Below are 16,095 nucleotides of genomic sequence, written 5' to 3' on the forward strand. Positions count from 1 at the left end.
CGCCGACCACTGGAATCACCAGCTTTTACAATCCAGCATTTCAGCGGATGAAACAATCACTCGCCAAACAGTTCGACGATCAACGCAAACAACGTGGTCTTTACCGCACTGTCCAACGTGGTCCAGGCCAACCCCGTGCGCGCCTGGAACGCCCCCAACGCCAGTGGCCGCGACACGCAATTGGCCGGCAACGCCCGCGCGGCCTGCTGCGGCAGTACGCCGACGCCCAACCCGGCGCAGACCAGCGCGAGCATGGTGGTGAACTCGCCCAGTTCGGACGCGATCTGCAAAGGGATGCCCACGGCCTGGATAAATTCGTCGTAGAACCCGGGCGCATAGCGCCGCGCAAGGATGTACACCGGCACGTCGAGCAGGTCGCCGGGCTGGATCGACGCCTGGGCGGCCAGCGGATGATCCATCGGCAGGGCCACGCAGAACGGCTCGCGCAGCACCACGCGGGTTTGCACCCCGGGGTAGGCGGCGGGCAGGCGCATCAGGCCGAAATCCAGGCGATCATTCTTCAGCGCGGCGGCTTGATCGGGGCCGGGCATGTCCTTGAGTTCCAGCTCGATCCGCGGGTAGCGCTGATGCACCGTGCGGATCAACGCGGGTAACAGGTGCGGCAATACCGACGACACAAAGCCCAAGCGCACCCGGCCGATTTCCCCCCGGTTGGACGCCCGCGCCGCCTCCGCCGCCCGAGCGGCCTGGTGCAGGGTCGCCTGGGCTTCGGGCAGGAACACCCGACCGGCATCGGTCAAGGTCACCGAGTGGCGATTGCGGTCCAGCAGGCGTACGCCCAGGCCAGTTTCGAGCAGCTTGATCTGCATGCTCAGGGCCGGTTGCACAATCGACAACTGCGCCGCCGCCCGGCCGAAATGCAGCTCCTGGGCCAGTGCCACAAAGGCGCGCAAGTGCTTGAGTTCCATCGAGCCTCCCCGGTTATCACCGATATTGATCAGCCGATCATAAATAAACATTGGACCTGCGCCCTATACCGGAGTGAAGTTAAGCCCATCAGCCATTGTTTTGATTATCACAAGCGCGCCCGGAGAAACATGCCCATGCAAAGCGTTCTAGACACCTTTCGCCTCGATGGCCGGCTGGCGCTGGTCACCGGTTCCAGTGCCGGTATCGGCCTGGCCATCGCCCGAGCCCTGGCCCAGGCCGGTGCGCGAGTGGTGCTCAACGGGCGTAACCGCAGCACCCTGCGCGACGCCGCCGCGCTGCTGACCCTCGAGGGCCTGGAGGTGCACACCGAGGCCTTCGACGTCACCGACAGCGCGGCGATCCAGGCCGGTGTGGCCGCTATCGAGGAACGCCTCGGGCCCTTGGACATCCTGGTCAACAACGCCGGCATGCAACGCCGTGGGCCGTTGGAAGACTACAGCGAGCAGCACTGGCGCGAACTGATCAGCACCAACCTCGACAGCGCCTTCCTGGTGGGCCAGGCCGTGGCACGGGCGATGATCCCGCGCAAGCGGGGGCGCATCATCAATATCTGTTCGGTGCAAAGTGAATTGGGCCGCCCGGGCATCGCGCCGTATGCGGCGAGCAAAGGTGCGTTGAAGATGCTCACCAAGGGCATGGCCATCGACTGGGGCCCCCACGGGCTGACAGTCAACGGTATCGGTCCCGGCTACTTCAAGACCGAGTTGAACGCCAACCTGGTGGCCAACCCCGAATTCAGCGACTGGCTGGTGCAACGTACGCCGAGCCGACGCTGGGGCGACGTCGCTGAGTTGGCCGGTGCGGCAGTGTTCCTGGCCAGCGATGCCGCGAGTTTCGTCAACGGTCATATCCTCTATGTCGACGGTGGCATCACCGCGTCGCTGTAACCCTGGAGAACCTTATGCACGCCATTGTCTGCCACGCCTCAAAAGACCTGCGGGTCAGCCCCCAGGACGAACCTCACAGCCTGGGCCCCGAGCAACTGCGCGTGCGCATCGCCCGCGGCGGCATCTGCGGCTCGGACTTGCACTATTACCAGCACGGCGGCTTCGGCACTGTGCGCCTGCGCGAGCCGATGGTGCTCGGCCACGAAGTCTCGGCAGTGATCGACGCCGTGGGCTCCGACGCCGGCCGGTTCAAGGTCGGCCAACGCATTGCCGTATCGCCCTCGCGCCCGTGCGGTGCTTGCCGTTATTGCCATCAAGGCCTGCCCAACCACTGCCTGGACATGCGCTTCTACGGCAGCGCGATGCCCTTCCCGCATGTCCAGGGCGCGTTTCGCCAGAGCCTGGTGATCGAGACGCACCAGGCACATCTTTTGGCCGATCATGTCAGCCTCACCGAAGGTGCACTGGCCGAACCGCTGTCGGTGGGGTTGCATGCGATCCAACGGGCCGGCGCGGTATTCGGCAAGCGCGTGCTGGTGACCGGTTGCGGCCCCATCGGCAACCTGCTGATCGCCGGCCTGCGCGCCGCCGGTGCGGCTGAAATCGTCGCGGTGGACCTGTCCGCCAGCGCCCTGGCCTGCGCGGAAAAAATGGGCGCCACGCGCACCCACAACATTGCCGACGGCATCGACGCGCTCAAGCGCTACACCGCCGAGAAGGGTTACTTCGAGGTGATGTTCGAAGTCTCCGGCAGCGCCCAGGCCCTGCGTAACGGCCTGGACTGCATCGCCCCGCGCGGCGTGCTGGTCACTGTCGGCTTGGGCGGCGAGGTGTCACTGCCGCTGAACCTGCTGGTCAGCCGCGAGATCGACCTGCGCGGCACCTTCCGCTTCCACAGCGAGTTTGCCCAGGCGGTGGACTTGCTCAATCGCCAGGTCATCGACGTGCGCCCGGTGATCTCCCACACGCTGCCGTTCGAGCAGGCGGTGCAGGCGTTTGAACTGGCGGCGGACAAGACCCAGGCGATGAAGGTGGTGCTGGATTTTGGCGTGGTGGATCAGCCTTGAACCTGTGACGAGCCCTTCTGGTAAGCAAGATTCTTGTGGCGAGGGCGCTTGCTCCCGTTGGGACGCGAAGCGGCCCCAGCTCTTATCAAACTTAAAATAACTCACTGATTTTAAAGGGTTAAAGTTTCACACTGAAGTCTTGAGCCCTGCATAAATAATTTCAGGCGAGCGCATTCTTGTGGTGAGCGGGCTTGTCGAATCGTCGCACCGCCCGCGTTGGGCTGCGCAGCAGCCCCAAAACCAGGCGCAGAGGAGTGTCTGATACACCACATTTGTCTTCATCAGGGGCGCTTCGCACCCCAACGCGGGCGGTGCGACGATTCGACAAGCCCGCTCGCCACAGAGGTCCCAGTTTGCTGCGCGACAGCGCGGCGCCGAAGACGGGGTGGGGCCTCCATCACCACAGAAAACCCCTTCGCCAAATGAACGCTTAGCGCTCTTGCAAGCGCTCACGCAAAAAACGGTGGCTCCTGGAAAACAACCGCCGATACGTCAGCAACACCGCCCCCACCGTACCCAACGCCGACGACGCGGCAATCAGGAACATGATCACGATCTGATAGCGCACCGCGTCCACCGGGCTTTCCCCCGCCAGCACCTGGCCGGTCATCATGCCGGGCAGGCTGACAATGCCGACCACGGTCATCTGGTTCAGGGTCGGGATCATCCCCGCGCGTACCGCCTGGCGGATCGCTTCCTGCGCCGCCTCCCAGCGTGAGCCGCCGAGGGCCAGGATCATCTCGATGGTGTTGCGCCCCGAGGTCAGTTCCTGGGTCATGCGTTCGATCCCCAGGGACACGCCGGTCAGGGTATTGCCGAGGATCATGCCGAGGATCGGAATCGCGTACTGCGGCTCGTACCACGGGTGGATGCGGATCACCGCAAACAAGCCCACTGCCGTCACCAGCCACGAACTGCCCCACACCGACAGGATGCTGTCGACCCTTTGCCCACGGTACGTCCTGCGCCCGCGCCCCGCCGCCGACAACCCGGCGATCAGGGTCATTGCGCCCATCAACGGCAGCACCACATACCAGTAGGCGAACGCGAACACCCAGCCCAGCAGGTAACCGATGGCCAACAGTTGCACCACGGTACGCACCGCCGCCCACAGCAACTGGCGGCCCAGGCCCAGGCGCAGCAGCAGGGAGAGCGCACCGTTGACCAGGATCAGCGAAGCGGCGATGCCCATGTCCAGGGCGGTGAGGTTTTGATAATTCATGGCTGGGTCGCCTCGCTCAACACGCCGGCACTCATGTGCAAGTGGATGTCGCTCATGCGCCGCGCCTGATCGAGGTCATGGGACACCCAGACATAGGCGCGGGCGTTGTCGCCGGCAAACCAGGCGCTGATCAGCACTTCCACGTCGCGGGATGAGGTGGGGTCGAGGGCAGCGGTGGGTTCGTCCAGCAGCAGCACCTCGGGGTTGAGTTGCAGGGTGCGGATCAGCGAGACCACCTGGGCCTCGCCGCCCGAGAGGTCCAATGCGTTCCTGGTCAAAAAATCGGCTGCCTTGCCGGCATGCCCCAGCAACGCGGTCACCGCTTGCGGGTCGAAGCGGCGCTGGCGCAGGGTCTTGAGGCTGAAGGGAAAGCGCAGGTTGTCCTCCACCGTGCCTTCGAGCAGCGCGGGGCGTTGGGAGAGGTAGCTGATATGGCTGCGGTAATGGGGAATCTCGGCATTGGCAATCGGCTGGCCGTTCCACAGGACCTGCCCGCTGGTGGGCGCATCCAGCAGCGCCAATGCCCGCAGCAATACGCTTTTGCCGGAACCGGAAGCGCCGGTGATCGACACGCGGTCGGCGCGGTTCAAGGTGAAATCCGTGGGCTGCAGCAACGGCACCTGCCGGCGTTCGTCCATGCGCGTGAGGGCGCGGGTTTCGATCAGTGCACTCATGGACGCGGTGTTCCTCTTAAACCTGTTGGGCGCAATGGTGCGGCAGGCGCGGGAAGTTTTCATGAAAAAATTCAAACTATCGCCACCCACGTCGTTCAGAACTTCAGGTTCAACGTTAAGTAGGAGACGACATGCAATACCGACAACTGGGCCATTCGGGCCTGCTGGTATCCGAAATCATCCTCGGCACCGTGCCCTTTGGCGGTAGCGCCGAGTTTGAAAAATGCGGATCGGTAGACGTGCCCCAGGCCAGGCGCATGTTCGATATCGCGTTCGACGCCGGGGTGAATATGGTCGACACCGCCGACCTCTACTCCCACGGACTGGCCGAAGAAGTGGTCGGCAAAGCCTTGGGCGACAAGCGCAACGATATCCTGCTGGCCACCAAGGGCCGTAGCCCCGTGGACAACAACCCGAACAACTCAGGCTCGTCGCGCTATCACCTGATTCGCGCGTGCGAAGCGAGCTTGAAGCGCCTGGGCACCGACCATATCGACCTCTACCAATTGCACAATTGGGACGGCATGACCCCCATCGAGGAAACCCTCGAAGCCCTGCGGCTGTTGGTTGGCTCAGGCAAGATCCGCTACTTTGGCACCAGCAACTTCACCGCCTGGCAGATGATGAAAACCCTCGGCAAGGCCGAATTGCACGGCATGCTCAAGCCCATCACCCAGCAGATCTACTACACCCCGGAATCCCGCGAGGCCGAGTACGAGTTACTGCCCCTGGCCCTGGACCAGCACGTGGGGACGCTGGTGTGGGGGCCGATGGGCGAAGGCCTGCTGACCGGTTCCACCCGGCGCGGGCAGCAGCCACCGGCCAATACCCGCCAGGGCAGCGGCTGGCCCGAACCCTACGTGCATGACCAGGAACGTGCGCTGGACATCATCGAGACCCTCGCCGCCGTGGGCGATGAACAGGGCGTGTCGGTGGCGCGCACCTGCCTGGCCTGGCTCAAGGACCGTCCGGGAATTACCTCGCTGATCGTCGGCGCCCGCACGGAAGCGCATCTGCGTGACAACCTGGCGGCCACGGAATTGAAACTCACCGATGAACAGTTCTCGCGTATTGAAGCGGTGACACGGCGCCAACCGTTGTACCCGTACTGGCATCGTTTTACTGCCGGGATTGATCGCTTCGACCCGGCAGAACGGCCGTTCCTGGCCGAGCACCAGAAGACCATGGATGCACGCAAGGACAAATAATCCAGAACAGCGTACCTGTGGCGAGGGAGGTGCCACTACCTCTTCGACGTAGCGCTGTCGCGTAGCAAACTGGGACCTCTGTGGCGAGCGGGCTTGTCGAATCGTCGCACCGCCCGCATTGGGGTGCGAAGCGCCCCTGATGGAGACAAATGTGGTGTATCAGACACTCCTCTGCGCCTGGTTTTGGGGCTGCTGCGCAGCCCAACGCGGGCGGTGCGACGATTCGACAAGCCCGCTCACCACAAGAATGCACTCGCCTGAAATTATTTATGCAGGACTCAAGACTTCAGCGTGAAATTTTATCCCTTTAAAATCAGTGAGTTATTTTAAGCTTGATAAGAGCTTGTTCCCTCACCACAGGTTACTTTTGCCCCTTTCTACGTCTTCACTGACTGGCATGAGGGCAAATCCCCCTCCCACATTTAATCCCGTCCCCCCCAAAAAAGGAGTACGGCTTCGATCCCAAGCCCGATTTGCAATCAAACGCCGCAGTGCCTATATTTCCCGCCTGGCGCTCTCTACGCCACCTTCCGCGGAAAGGGCTGCGCCCAGGACAATGAAGCTCTACCTCATTTCTACGACTCCCAACCTTAAAGCGGAAAAGGTTTGTGCAAGGAGATCGTATGTCGCAACGCCCCGTATCCTCCAACACCGATGGCCGTCTCAACCTTGAGCAGCAGCGCAAGCGCGCCAAGGAACTGTTGCGCCATCTGAAAGCCCAGGACCCCGGCGCCACCCTGTCCCAAGCCCAATGGCAGATCGCCAGGCAACTGGGCTTCAGCAGTTGGCCCAAGCTCAAGGCCCATGTCGACGCCATTGATTTCGCCGCCCGCCATCCCGACTTTGCCGCCAGCGACGAAGCACGCACCACCCACTGGCGCTGCGGCAATGACATTGCCCACAGCCTCCAGGTGGCCGGGTTCAAGGGCCGCTTCCAGATGCTCACCGACCCGCTGTGCATGGGCCCGGTGCGCGACGTCCCCGCCGCAGAATTCCGCGCCCTGCGCAGCGCGTTCATCAGCCAGGCCTTTGCCCTGCCCTTAGCGGACGTCACGCGCCGCGTCGACGATGAATACGATCAGCTGGAAACCTTGGCCAATGCCGAGCACAGCGTGCTGTGGTGCGAGGCGGACGCCTATGACCAGTTGTTCCTGATGCGTGCCCTGGCCGGCCTGGAGGAGGCACCGTCCAGGCTGGAGCTGATCGAGGTGGATCGTATTCCCGGTGTCGAGCGTTTTATCGGTATCGGCCAACTGGCGCCCGATGTATTGGCGTGGCTCTGGCCACAGCGGCGCCTCATCGGTGACGATGCCGTGCACCTGGCCAAACAGGCCTGGTCGGCCTATTGCGACAGCTCACCGACCCGGCTGGCGGCGCTTGCCCATGGCCAACACCCCGCCCTGCCGTTGCTGGCGCCGGCGCTGTTGCGTCAGTTGCAGGAGTTACCGGGCACCCAGGACGGCCTGTCGCTGACCGAACGCCTGGCCCTGACCTACCTCGCCGAAGCCGGGCCGCTGCCGTTTGGCCGTGTGTTCGCCGAGCTGATGGCCAGGCGCGACCCGCTGCCGTTCCTCGGGGACATGATGTTTCATGCGCTGTTGCGGCCGTTGATCGATGGCGAGCAGCCGTTGCTGACGGAAACCGAGACGCATCTGGACTGGCCCCGCCGCACGTTGTCGCTGACCCCCTTGGGCTATAGCGTGCTCAACGGACAGGCGTACTGGCTCGACCATGCCAGCCACGAACGCTGGGTGGGCGGTACATGCATCAGGCCCGGCCAACCGCACTGGATGATTGATGAGGCCCTGCGCCCCCAGTACAGAACACCGTAAAAAACAGCCCGCCGTGCATCACCCACGGCGGGCTTTTTCACAACCGCCGGCGCTTACGGCAACGGCTCGAACTTCAATGCGCTCAAGCTCTGCACCTTGTCCTCGCGGACCATCTTGTATTCGGTGTTCGGGCCGATCCAGCGGTCCCAGATCGCATCGATCTCCCCGGCCTTCTCCATCGCCATCAACGACTCATTGACCTTGGCCAGAAACGCCGGCTCATCGCGGCGCATGCCGGCACCGATCGGTTCGAGGGCCATCGGCTCCTTGGCCAGGGCCAGTTCGACACCACTGGCCTTGGCCTGGTTGACCAGTTTCAGCGCGGTCATGGTGTTGGTCACCAGGCCCACCACCTTGTTCTGTTGCAACGCCATGTAGGCCGAGCCGGTGTCCTGGAAGGTCACCGGGGTGGCCCCGGCAAGGCGGATCGACTGCTCGGAGGTGGAGCCCTTGGTGGAGCTGATGCGCTTGTCCTTGAAGAAGCTTTTCGGCTGGTCGGCATTCGCCGCGCGCACCACCAGGGTTTCCTTGGCGATGTAGTACGGGTCGCTGAACTGGATCTGTTCGGCGCGGGTCTTGGTGTAGGCCAGGTTGGCGAAGATCACGTCGACGCGACCCATTTTCACTTCGGGAATCCGCGCTTCAACCGACAGCGGCTTGAGTTCCAGGGCCACGCCCATGGTCTTGGCCAGGGCCTTGCACAGGTCCACGTCCATGCCCACCAGCTCGCGGGTTTTCGGGTCCGGCGCGGAGAATGGCGGCACGTCGGCGTAGACGCCGCAGCTCAGGGACTGCTTGGCCAGGATGTCGCTCAACTGGTCGGCCTGTGCGACGGCGATCGCCAATGGCCCCAATGCCAGTGCGGTAAACAGATGCTTCATACCCATGGGAAATCTCCAGAAAGTTGGACCAGCAAAAATGGCAGAGGGAGCAAAGCCGCCGCAGCTCAATGGGCCCGCAGGTCGGCGATAAAACGTTGCGCTCGCGGGTGCGAAGGCTGGGTGAAGAACGCATCGGGGCTGCTCTTTTCCAGAATCTGCCCCGCGTCCATAAACCAGATGGTGTCGGCCACTTCGCGGGCGAAGTTCATCTCGTGGGTCACGCACATCATGGTCATGCCGTCCTTGGCCAGGCCCTTCATCACGCTCAGCACTTCACCGACCATTTCCGGGTCGAGGGCGCTGGTGGGCTCGTCGAACAGCATCACCGGCGGTTCCATCGCCAATGCCCGGGCAATCGCCACGCGCTGCTGTTGGCCGCCGGACAACTGCGCCGGGTAAGCACCGGCCTTATGGGCCAGGCCGACGCGGTCGAGCAATTCCATGGCCTTTTGTTTGGCAGCGGCGCCCTTGAGGTTGCGCAGCTTGTTCGGCGCCAGGGTGATGTTTTCCAGCACCGACAGGTGCGGGAACAGGTTGAAGCTCTGGAACACAAACCCCACGCGGCTGCGCAGGCGGTTGATCTGCGCGTCGGTGCCGTGCACGTCCTGGCCATCGAACAGGATCTGGCCGGCCTGGATGTCTTCCAGGCGGTTGACCGTGCGGATCAGCGTCGACTTGCCAGAACCCGAGGGGCCGCACAGCACCACCACTTCACCGGGTTGCACCTCGGCGGTGATGTCGGTAAGCGCCTGGTACTCGCCGTACCATTTATTGATTTTCGAAAACATGATCATTGGATGCATGAGCGCAGCCCTCTTCAATTATCGGTGGTCAGCAACGGACCGCCCGCCACGGTTTGCCCGCCATCGCCCAGGCGCTTGCGGGCAATGCGTTGCTCCACCCAACCGGCCAGGCGGGTCAGGCCGAAACACAGCAGGTAGTAGATGATCGCCAGGATGAAAAACACCTGGAACGGCTTGGTCAGCAGCTGGTTGTTGACCTGGTTGGCGGCGAAGGTCACTTCCTGCACGTTGATCACGTAGCCCAGGGAGGTTTCCTTGATGATCGAGATGAACTGGCTGATCAGGCTCGGCAGCGCGTTGTACAGCGCCTGGGGCAGGATCACCCAGACCGTGGTGCGCACATAGCCCAGGCCCAGGGCGCGGGACGCCTCGTACTGTCCGGCCGGCAGCGCCTGGATGCCGCCGCGAATGATTTCGCACAGGTAGGCGCTCTGGTAGATCACCAGGGTGCAGAGCATGGTCATGAAGCCGGTGATGTTATGGCCGATCAGCAACGGCACCAGGAAGTAGGTCCAGAAGATCACCATCAGCAACGGGATGCCACGCAGCACGTAGACCCACACTGTCGCGACCCAGTACAAACCCTTCCACGGCGACACCCGCGCCAACGCCAGCAGCAGGCCGAACGGGAACGCCAGCAGCAACGCCAGCGCCGCCAGGATCAGGGTACTGACCAGGCCACCCAGCGGGCCGTGGGGGTATTGGCCGATCAGGAACAGCGTCCAGTTCTGCTGCACGATTGAAAACATATCGAACATCGCGGTCTACCTCGCCAGGGCTTTGCTGAAGTGACGGGCGAGCAATGCCCCGGCGCCCATCAGCAGCAGTGAAAACACCAGGTAGAAAACCGTGGCCACCAGGTACGACTCAAAGGTGCGGAACGTGTAGTTCTCCACTTCGCGGCTGGCGTAGGTCAGTTCCATCACGCCGATCGCCATCGCCAGGCTGGTGTTCTTGAACAGCAGCACGGTGTGGTTGATCAGCGACGGCAGGCAGTTGCGCACGCCCTGGGGCAGGATCACGTAGCGCATCGAACGCACGTAGCCCAGGCCCAGGGCCCTGGACGCTTCGGTCTGCCCGGCGGGAATGGCGCGCAGGCCGCTGCGCATGTCTTCACAGAAATACGCAGCCTGGCACAGGCCCAGGGCGATCACCGAGAACAGGTATTCAGTGTTGTGGTTGGCCAGCCACAGTTGCGTGGACTCGCCAAGCAGCGTCGGCACGCCGAAGTACCACAGCATCAGTTGCACCAGGGTCGGCACATTGCGGTGGTACGACACATACCCCGCCACCAGGCGGTCGGCCAGCGTGTTACCGGTCAGGCGCACCGTGACCAGTGTCAGCGCCAGCAGCATCGCCAGCAGCCAGGCGAACAGCGCCAGCTGCAAGGTCATTTCGATGCCCTTGACGATCAGCTCGGCATACTCGCCTTGCAGAATCGCGGCCAAATCGAAGTCTTGCTTCATGGTCAATCCCTATCGGCATTGGGCTAGGGCAGAAATCAAAATCACCCGGCGTGGCCGTGGCGGGATGCAGCGCTGACGGATCGATCCGTTCTTTTGCCGGGGCTCGGATTCAGCCCTGGTAGTCCTGGGGCCGGGCGGTGGAAAGCCCGCCCGGCACCTGCAAGGTCGGGGTGATTTCCATGTGCCCGATGTTGACCGCAATCGGCGCGGCAATCGCGAAGGCGATGGCATTGGCGATGTCCTCGGCCTGGGGCAATTCAAAGCCCTCGACGAAGCGCTTGTAGGTGGCTTCGGAATCGCCGTGCACGTGGGCAAAAATATCCGTGGCTACCCGACCCGGGCAGATCTCGGTGACCCGCACGCGCTTGCCGAACGCATCGATGCGCAACTGGCGCGAAAGCATGCTCACGGCGGCCTTGGTCGCGTGGTAGGTGGAGTTGCCGCCAAAGTTGTAGGCCGCCGCAATCGAACTGATGTTGATGATGTGCCCGCAGTCGCGCTCGACCATGCCCGGCAGCGCCAGGCGCGCCAGGTGCAGCACGGCGCGCAGGTTGACGTCGATCAGCAGGTCGATGCCGTCGGCGTCGGCCTTGAGCAGGGAGCCAGGCTTGTCGACGCCAGCGTTGTTGACCAGGATGTCGAAGGTGTTTTCGGCGAACAGTCTGGTCAGCCCGGCAAGGTCGGTGACATCGACGGCATGGGCGATGCAGCCGGTCCTGGCCGCCAGTTCCTGCAACTTGTCGGCGCTGCGGGCCAGGGCATGCACCTGCACGCCTTCCTGGCACAGGCGCTCGACAACGGCGGCGCCGATGCCGGAGGAAGCTCCGGTGACCAGCGCGGTTTTGTAGTCGGAAAATGGCATGGGGTGGTCCTTGTGCTACGGGTTATGGTTCGACTCTATCCAGCCTTCGGGCGCTGGACCAAGACGCAATGGTTGTGTGGCGATAAGGCCTGCTTATGACGCGGCCAGCAGCTGGGAAATCGGCGTGATGCGACCGCCCAGTTGCTCGATTTCGGCGCGAATGGTGCGCGCCAGTTCGACCGCGCCGGGGGTGTCGCCATGCAGCAGGATCGAATGGGCCGGCACCCGCAGCACCTTGCCGCTGAGGGCGGTCACGGTGCCCTCCTCCAGTAACTGCCGCACCCGGCGCAGCACCGCTGCCGGCTCCTTGATCACCGAACCGTCGACCTTGCGCGGCACCAGCAGGCAATCGTCGTCATAGGCGCGGTCCGCGAGAAACGTGGTGGCGACGCGCAGGCCGCACTTCTCGGCCGCGCCCTCGATGGCGCGGCTGCTGGAGGAGCTGATGATCAGCGTCGGGTCAAACGCCGCCACCGCCCGCACCAACGGCTCCGCCAGCGCCGCATCGGCGGCGGCCATATTGCCCAGGGCGCCGTGGAAGCTCATATGGGTCATGGGATGGCCGTTGACCGCCGCGATCCCGGCGAGCGCGCCGAGCTGGTAGATCACATGGGCGGCGAGTTCCTTGATCTCGATGTTCATCTGCCGACGGCCAAAGCCCATCAGGTCCGGGAAGCCCACATGCGCCCCCAGGTCGATGCCGCCGGCCTTGGCCAGGCGCACCGTGTTGTCCATGATCAACGGGTCGCCGGCATGGAAACCGCAGGCGACATTGGCCGATGAAATCAGGTGCATCAGCGCCTCATCCTCGCCCATGCGCCACGGGCCGAAGCCTTCGCCGAGGTCGGCGTTCAAATCAATCTTCATGCGGGGTACTCCACACCAAGGAAGGCTTCGCCGTAGCCGACGGTGGTGCCGCACGGCACGCGCACATCGACGACCCGTGCGGCGCGGGGCGCGCGCAAGGGCAACAGCAACTCACCCACTTGCAGCAGCGCGACCAGTTGCCCGGCGCTGAGCTGATCGCCCACCGCCACGAACGGTTGATCCAGTTGGGGGTGGGTCAGCAGCAAGCGGCCCAGGCCGGTGGTGCGCAGCACCTGGTCTTCAACCACGGCCACGGCAGGCGCCGCAACAGCGCCGGCCGAGGCGCCGCGCTTGAGCGTCAGGTGCACACCGGGGCGGCTCATTTCGGCACCGGCCAGGTGGTGCTCCTTGAGCCACAGCGCCAATTGGCGAATTTCCTCAAGGGTCATGCTTTCACTCCTTCACGGTGCAGTTCCAGCAGGCGGCTGACTTCCCGCAGATACGCGCGATTGGTTTCCAGGGCCTCGACGGCCTCCAGGTAGCTGCACTCGATAAAGCGCACCTTGCCGCCGATGGGCGCCTGGCCCAGGCGCCACAGGTCGGCCTCGATCACACTGCCGAACTTGGGGTAGCCGCCGCTGGGCTGGGCGTCACGCATCTGGATGATGGGCTGGCCGCCGTGGGGCACCTGGATCACCCCCGGCACGATGCCGTGGGAGCGAATTTCCATCGGTGCAATGGGCAGCAGCGGCTGGCCTTCCATTCGGTAGCCGTAGCGATTGCTCTGGGTGGTGATCTTCCATTCACCGGCCCAGAACGCCGCGCGGGAGGCCTCCTGGAAGCGCTCGTATTCGGCGGCGGGCAACACGCGCATGGCAGGCACCCCATCAACCTGCAACGGCAGCGCCAGGCCTGGCGCCAGCACCCCAACATCCAGCGGCAACGGGCTGATACCGGGGTGCAGTGCCCCCAGCCGATCACCCTGTTGCAGGGCGCGGCCGTCGAGGCCACCGAACTCGCCGCGCAATTGAGTGCTGCGCGAACCCAGCACCGACGGCACATCCACCCCGCCCGCCAAACACAGATAGGCACGGCTGCCAGACGTCGGATAGCCCAGGTTCAAGACCTGGCCTTCGCGGCCCTGGCACACCCAGTTCGGTGGCAAGGGCTGGCCGTCCAGGGTGGCGTCGCAAGCGGCGCCGGTCACCGCAAAGGCACAGTCCTGCAGCAGCCGTACCTCGAACGGGAACAGCGGTATTTCAATCGCGGCGGCGTCTTCGGGATTGCCCAGCAACAGGTTGCCCAAGGCCAGGGCCAGGTGGTCCATGGCGCCCGATGTGCCCACGCCATAACCCAGGCTGCCGAAGCGGCCGAAGTCCTGCACGGTGGCCAGGGCGGTGGCCGATAAAATCTCGATCATCGAATGATCCTCTCGATGCGCAAGCGCAGGAAATCACCCGGCCGCAAGATCGCGGGCGGGGTTTGGGCGGGGTCGAAAAACGCCATTTCAGTGCGGCCGATGGTGTTCCAGCCGCTGGGGCCGGCCGAGGCGGACACCCCGGTCTGCACCCCGCCGATGGACACCGAGCCCGCCCCGATAGTCAGCACCGGCACCTGGCGCCGTGGCGTGGCCAGGCGCGGGTCCATGCCGCCGAGGTAGCAATAACCGGGGTGGCTGCCCAGGGCGTACACCGGGTACAGCGGTTCGCAGTGCAGGTTGGCGATGGTCTCGATATCCAACCCGGTGTGGGCGATCACGTCCGCCATATGCGGGCCGAACTCGCCGCCGTACACCACCGGCAATTCGACAATGCGCCCCTCCAGGGGCAGCGGCTGGCTCTGTTCCCAGGCTTCCAGCAGGCGCTGGCACAGGCCGTTCAGTTCACGGGGCGGCGTGAGGAAGGTGAGCATCAGGTTGTTCATGCCGGGCACGGCTTCGTGGATCTCGGGCCATTCGCCGGCTTGCAGGGCCAGGCGCCAGATGCGCTGCTGCGGGGCCAGGTCCAGTTCGCCCGGCGCCTCGAACAGCAAGGCGCTGGAGCCCAGCAGGCTGATGACAGGGGCGGTGTTCATGTCGGACTCCTTTGCTGCAACCAGCGCTCAAGGTGATGAATATCGACGCCGCCGGCGCAGAACGCCGGGTCATCCAGAATCTCGCGGTGCAAAGAAATGTTGGTGCTGATGCCCTCCACGACCATCTCGCTCAGGGCCAGGCGCATACGCGCCATGGCGTCTTCGCGCGTAGCGCCGTGGGTGATGACCTTGGCCACCATCGAGTCGTAGTACGGCGGCACGCGGTAGCCGGTGGTGACATGGGAATCGACCCGCACACCAAAGCCGCCGGGCACTTCCCAACGCTGGATCAGGCCGGGGGTCGGCATGAAGGTCAGCGGGTCCTCGGCGTTGATGCGGCACTCCAGGGAGTGGCCGTTCAGTTGAACGTCCTCCTGGCGCACGCTGAGCACTTCACCGCGGGCCATGCGCAGTTGCTGCTGGACGATGTCGATGCCGGTGGTCATCTCGGTGACCGGATGCTCCACTTGCAGGCGCGTGTTCATCTCGATGAAGAAGAACTCGCCGTCCTCATACAGAAACTCGAAAGTGCCCACGCCGCGATAGCCGATGCGGCGGCAGGCCTCGGCGCAGCGTTCGCCGACCGTGGCGATCAGCGCGGGATCGATGCCCGGCGCCGGCGCTTCTTCCAGGACTTTCTGGTGGCGGCGTTGCAGGGAACAGTCGCGGCAGCCGAGCCAGATCGCATGGCCATGGGCATCACACAGCACCTGGATTTCCACGTGCCGGGGGTGGCCGAGGAATTTCTCGATATACAGTTCAGGGTTGCCGAACGCCAACCGCGCTTCTTCGCGAGTGAGACCTATGGCCGCCAACAACTCGGCCTCTGCCTGCACCACGCGCATGCCGCGACCGCCGCCGCCACCGGCGGCCTTGACGATCACCGGGTAACCGATGTCGGCGGCGATGGCGAGGATGCTCGCATCGTCGCTCGGCATGCTCGAATCCGGCCCCGGCACGCACGGCACACCGGCTTCACGCATGGCGCGCTTGGCTGCCACCTTGTCGCCCATGGTGCGAATGCATGCGGCGCTCGGCCCGATAAAGGTCAACCCGGCCGCTTCGATGCGCTCGGCAAACCCGGCGTTTTCCGACAGGAACCCGTAACCGGGGTGGATCGCCTGGGCACCACTGACCCTGGCGGCAAACAGCAGCGCCGTCTGGTTCAAGTAGCTCAGGCCCGGTGCGGCCGGACCGATGCACAGCGACTCATCGGCGTTTTGCACATACTGCGCATGGCGGTCCGCTTCGGAGTGCACCGCCACGGTCTTGATACCCAGGCCGTGGCAGGCACGCGCAATGCGCAGGGCGATTTCGCCACGGTTGGCGATCAGCACTTTGTCGAACATTGAATTCACCTGA

The 16,095-nt window shown here is 64.1% G+C and carries 17 protein-coding genes; 4 read left to right on the forward strand and 13 right to left on the reverse strand.

Going from position 1 to position 16,095, the window contains the following annotated elements:
- Positions 1 to 56: 56 nt before the first annotated feature.
- Positions 57 to 929 (reverse strand): LysR family transcriptional regulator, encoded by an 873-nt coding sequence (locus FX984_RS07900; RefSeq protein ID WP_146477251.1) that lies wholly within the window; start codon positions 927 to 929, stop codon positions 57 to 59.
- A gap of 135 nt (positions 930 to 1,064) precedes the next feature.
- Between FX984_RS07900 and FX984_RS07905 the strand changes: the two genes are divergently transcribed.
- Positions 1,065 to 1,838 (forward strand): glucose 1-dehydrogenase, encoded by a 774-nt coding sequence (locus tag FX984_RS07905; protein WP_146477014.1) that lies wholly within the window; start codon positions 1,065 to 1,067, stop codon positions 1,836 to 1,838.
- Between the two features lie 14 nt (positions 1,839 to 1,852).
- Complete coding sequence (locus FX984_RS07910) at positions 1,853 to 2,905, forward strand: L-idonate 5-dehydrogenase (protein ID WP_146477011.1); 1,053 nt, start codon at positions 1,853 to 1,855, stop codon at positions 2,903 to 2,905.
- Positions 2,906 to 3,335: 430 nt separating this feature from the next.
- On the opposite strand, the gene FX984_RS07920 is transcribed toward FX984_RS07910, so the two are convergent.
- Together FX984_RS07920 and FX984_RS07925 are read right to left on the reverse strand one after the other, a co-directional pair.
- A complete protein-coding gene (locus FX984_RS07920; protein ID WP_027606140.1) occupies positions 3,336 to 4,127 on the reverse strand; it encodes an ABC transporter permease in 792 nt (263 codons plus the stop codon).
- On the reverse strand, positions 4,124 to 4,801 hold the full coding sequence (locus tag FX984_RS07925; RefSeq protein WP_027606139.1) for an ABC transporter ATP-binding protein: 678 nt from the start codon (positions 4,799 to 4,801) through the stop codon (positions 4,124 to 4,126). The genes FX984_RS07920 and FX984_RS07925 overlap by 4 nt, the downstream gene beginning before the upstream one ends.
- 131 nt (positions 4,802 to 4,932) lie before the next feature.
- Between FX984_RS07925 and FX984_RS07930 the strand changes: the two genes are divergently transcribed.
- A complete protein-coding gene (locus tag FX984_RS07930; RefSeq protein WP_146476501.1) occupies positions 4,933 to 6,009 on the forward strand; it encodes an aldo/keto reductase in 1,077 nt (358 codons plus the stop codon).
- 623 nt (positions 6,010 to 6,632) lie between these two features.
- On the forward strand, positions 6,633 to 7,841 hold the full coding sequence (locus FX984_RS07935; RefSeq protein ID WP_146476502.1) for a DUF1835 domain-containing protein: 1,209 nt from the start codon (positions 6,633 to 6,635) through the stop codon (positions 7,839 to 7,841).
- A gap of 53 nt (positions 7,842 to 7,894) precedes the next feature.
- Here the strand turns inward: FX984_RS07935 and FX984_RS07940 are convergent, their stop codons facing one another.
- The 10 genes from FX984_RS07940 to accC all read right to left on the reverse strand — a co-directional run bounded on the left by FX984_RS07940 (position 7,895) and on the right by accC (position 16,082).
- The gene (locus tag FX984_RS07940) at positions 7,895 to 8,728 is read right to left on the reverse strand and encodes an ABC transporter substrate-binding protein (protein ID WP_098479085.1); all 834 of its coding nucleotides are present in this window, start codon (positions 8,726 to 8,728) and stop codon (positions 7,895 to 7,897) included.
- A gap of 59 nt (positions 8,729 to 8,787) precedes the next feature.
- The gene (locus tag FX984_RS07945) at positions 8,788 to 9,516 is read right to left on the reverse strand and encodes an amino acid ABC transporter ATP-binding protein (RefSeq protein ID WP_169899070.1); all 729 of its coding nucleotides are present in this window, start codon (positions 9,514 to 9,516) and stop codon (positions 8,788 to 8,790) included.
- A gap of 23 nt (positions 9,517 to 9,539) precedes the next feature.
- Positions 9,540 to 10,283, reverse strand: coding sequence for an amino acid ABC transporter permease (locus FX984_RS07950; RefSeq protein ID WP_092354705.1), 744 nt, complete (start codon positions 10,281 to 10,283; stop codon positions 9,540 to 9,542).
- A gap of 6 nt (positions 10,284 to 10,289) precedes the next feature.
- Positions 10,290 to 10,991, reverse strand: a complete 702-nt coding sequence (locus FX984_RS07955; RefSeq protein ID WP_027608104.1) for an amino acid ABC transporter permease — start codon at positions 10,989 to 10,991, stop codon at positions 10,290 to 10,292.
- Between the two features lie 109 nt (positions 10,992 to 11,100).
- Positions 11,101 to 11,853, reverse strand: a complete 753-nt coding sequence (locus FX984_RS07960) for an SDR family oxidoreductase (protein WP_092354708.1) — start codon at positions 11,851 to 11,853, stop codon at positions 11,101 to 11,103.
- 93 nt (positions 11,854 to 11,946) lie between these two features.
- On the reverse strand, positions 11,947 to 12,720 hold the full coding sequence (locus FX984_RS07965; protein ID WP_027608102.1) for a LamB/YcsF family protein: 774 nt from the start codon (positions 12,718 to 12,720) through the stop codon (positions 11,947 to 11,949).
- Positions 12,717 to 13,109 carry a biotin/lipoyl attachment domain-containing protein gene (locus FX984_RS07970; protein WP_027608101.1) on the reverse strand — a complete coding sequence of 131 codons (393 nt, stop codon included), beginning with the start codon at positions 13,107 to 13,109 and terminating at the stop codon, positions 12,717 to 12,719. Before FX984_RS07970 ends, FX984_RS07965 begins: the two co-directional genes overlap by 4 nt.
- Entirely contained in the window at positions 13,106 to 14,080 is a 975-nt protein-coding gene (locus tag FX984_RS07975) for a 5-oxoprolinase subunit C family protein (RefSeq protein ID WP_092354711.1), read from the reverse strand. Before FX984_RS07975 ends, FX984_RS07970 begins: the two co-directional genes overlap by 4 nt.
- Positions 14,077 to 14,733, reverse strand: a complete 657-nt coding sequence (pxpB, locus tag FX984_RS07980; protein ID WP_027608099.1) for a 5-oxoprolinase subunit PxpB — start codon at positions 14,731 to 14,733, stop codon at positions 14,077 to 14,079. Before pxpB ends, FX984_RS07975 begins: the two co-directional genes overlap by 4 nt.
- A complete protein-coding gene (accC, locus tag FX984_RS07985) occupies positions 14,730 to 16,082 on the reverse strand; it encodes an acetyl-CoA carboxylase biotin carboxylase subunit (RefSeq protein WP_146476503.1) in 1,353 nt (450 codons plus the stop codon). The genes pxpB and accC overlap by 4 nt, the downstream gene beginning before the upstream one ends.
- Between the last annotated feature and the right edge of the window lie 13 nt (positions 16,083 to 16,095).

Source organism: Pseudomonas marginalis, assembly GCF_008692035.1.
Lineage (GTDB): Bacteria > Pseudomonadota > Gammaproteobacteria > Pseudomonadales > Pseudomonadaceae > Aquipseudomonas > Aquipseudomonas marginalis.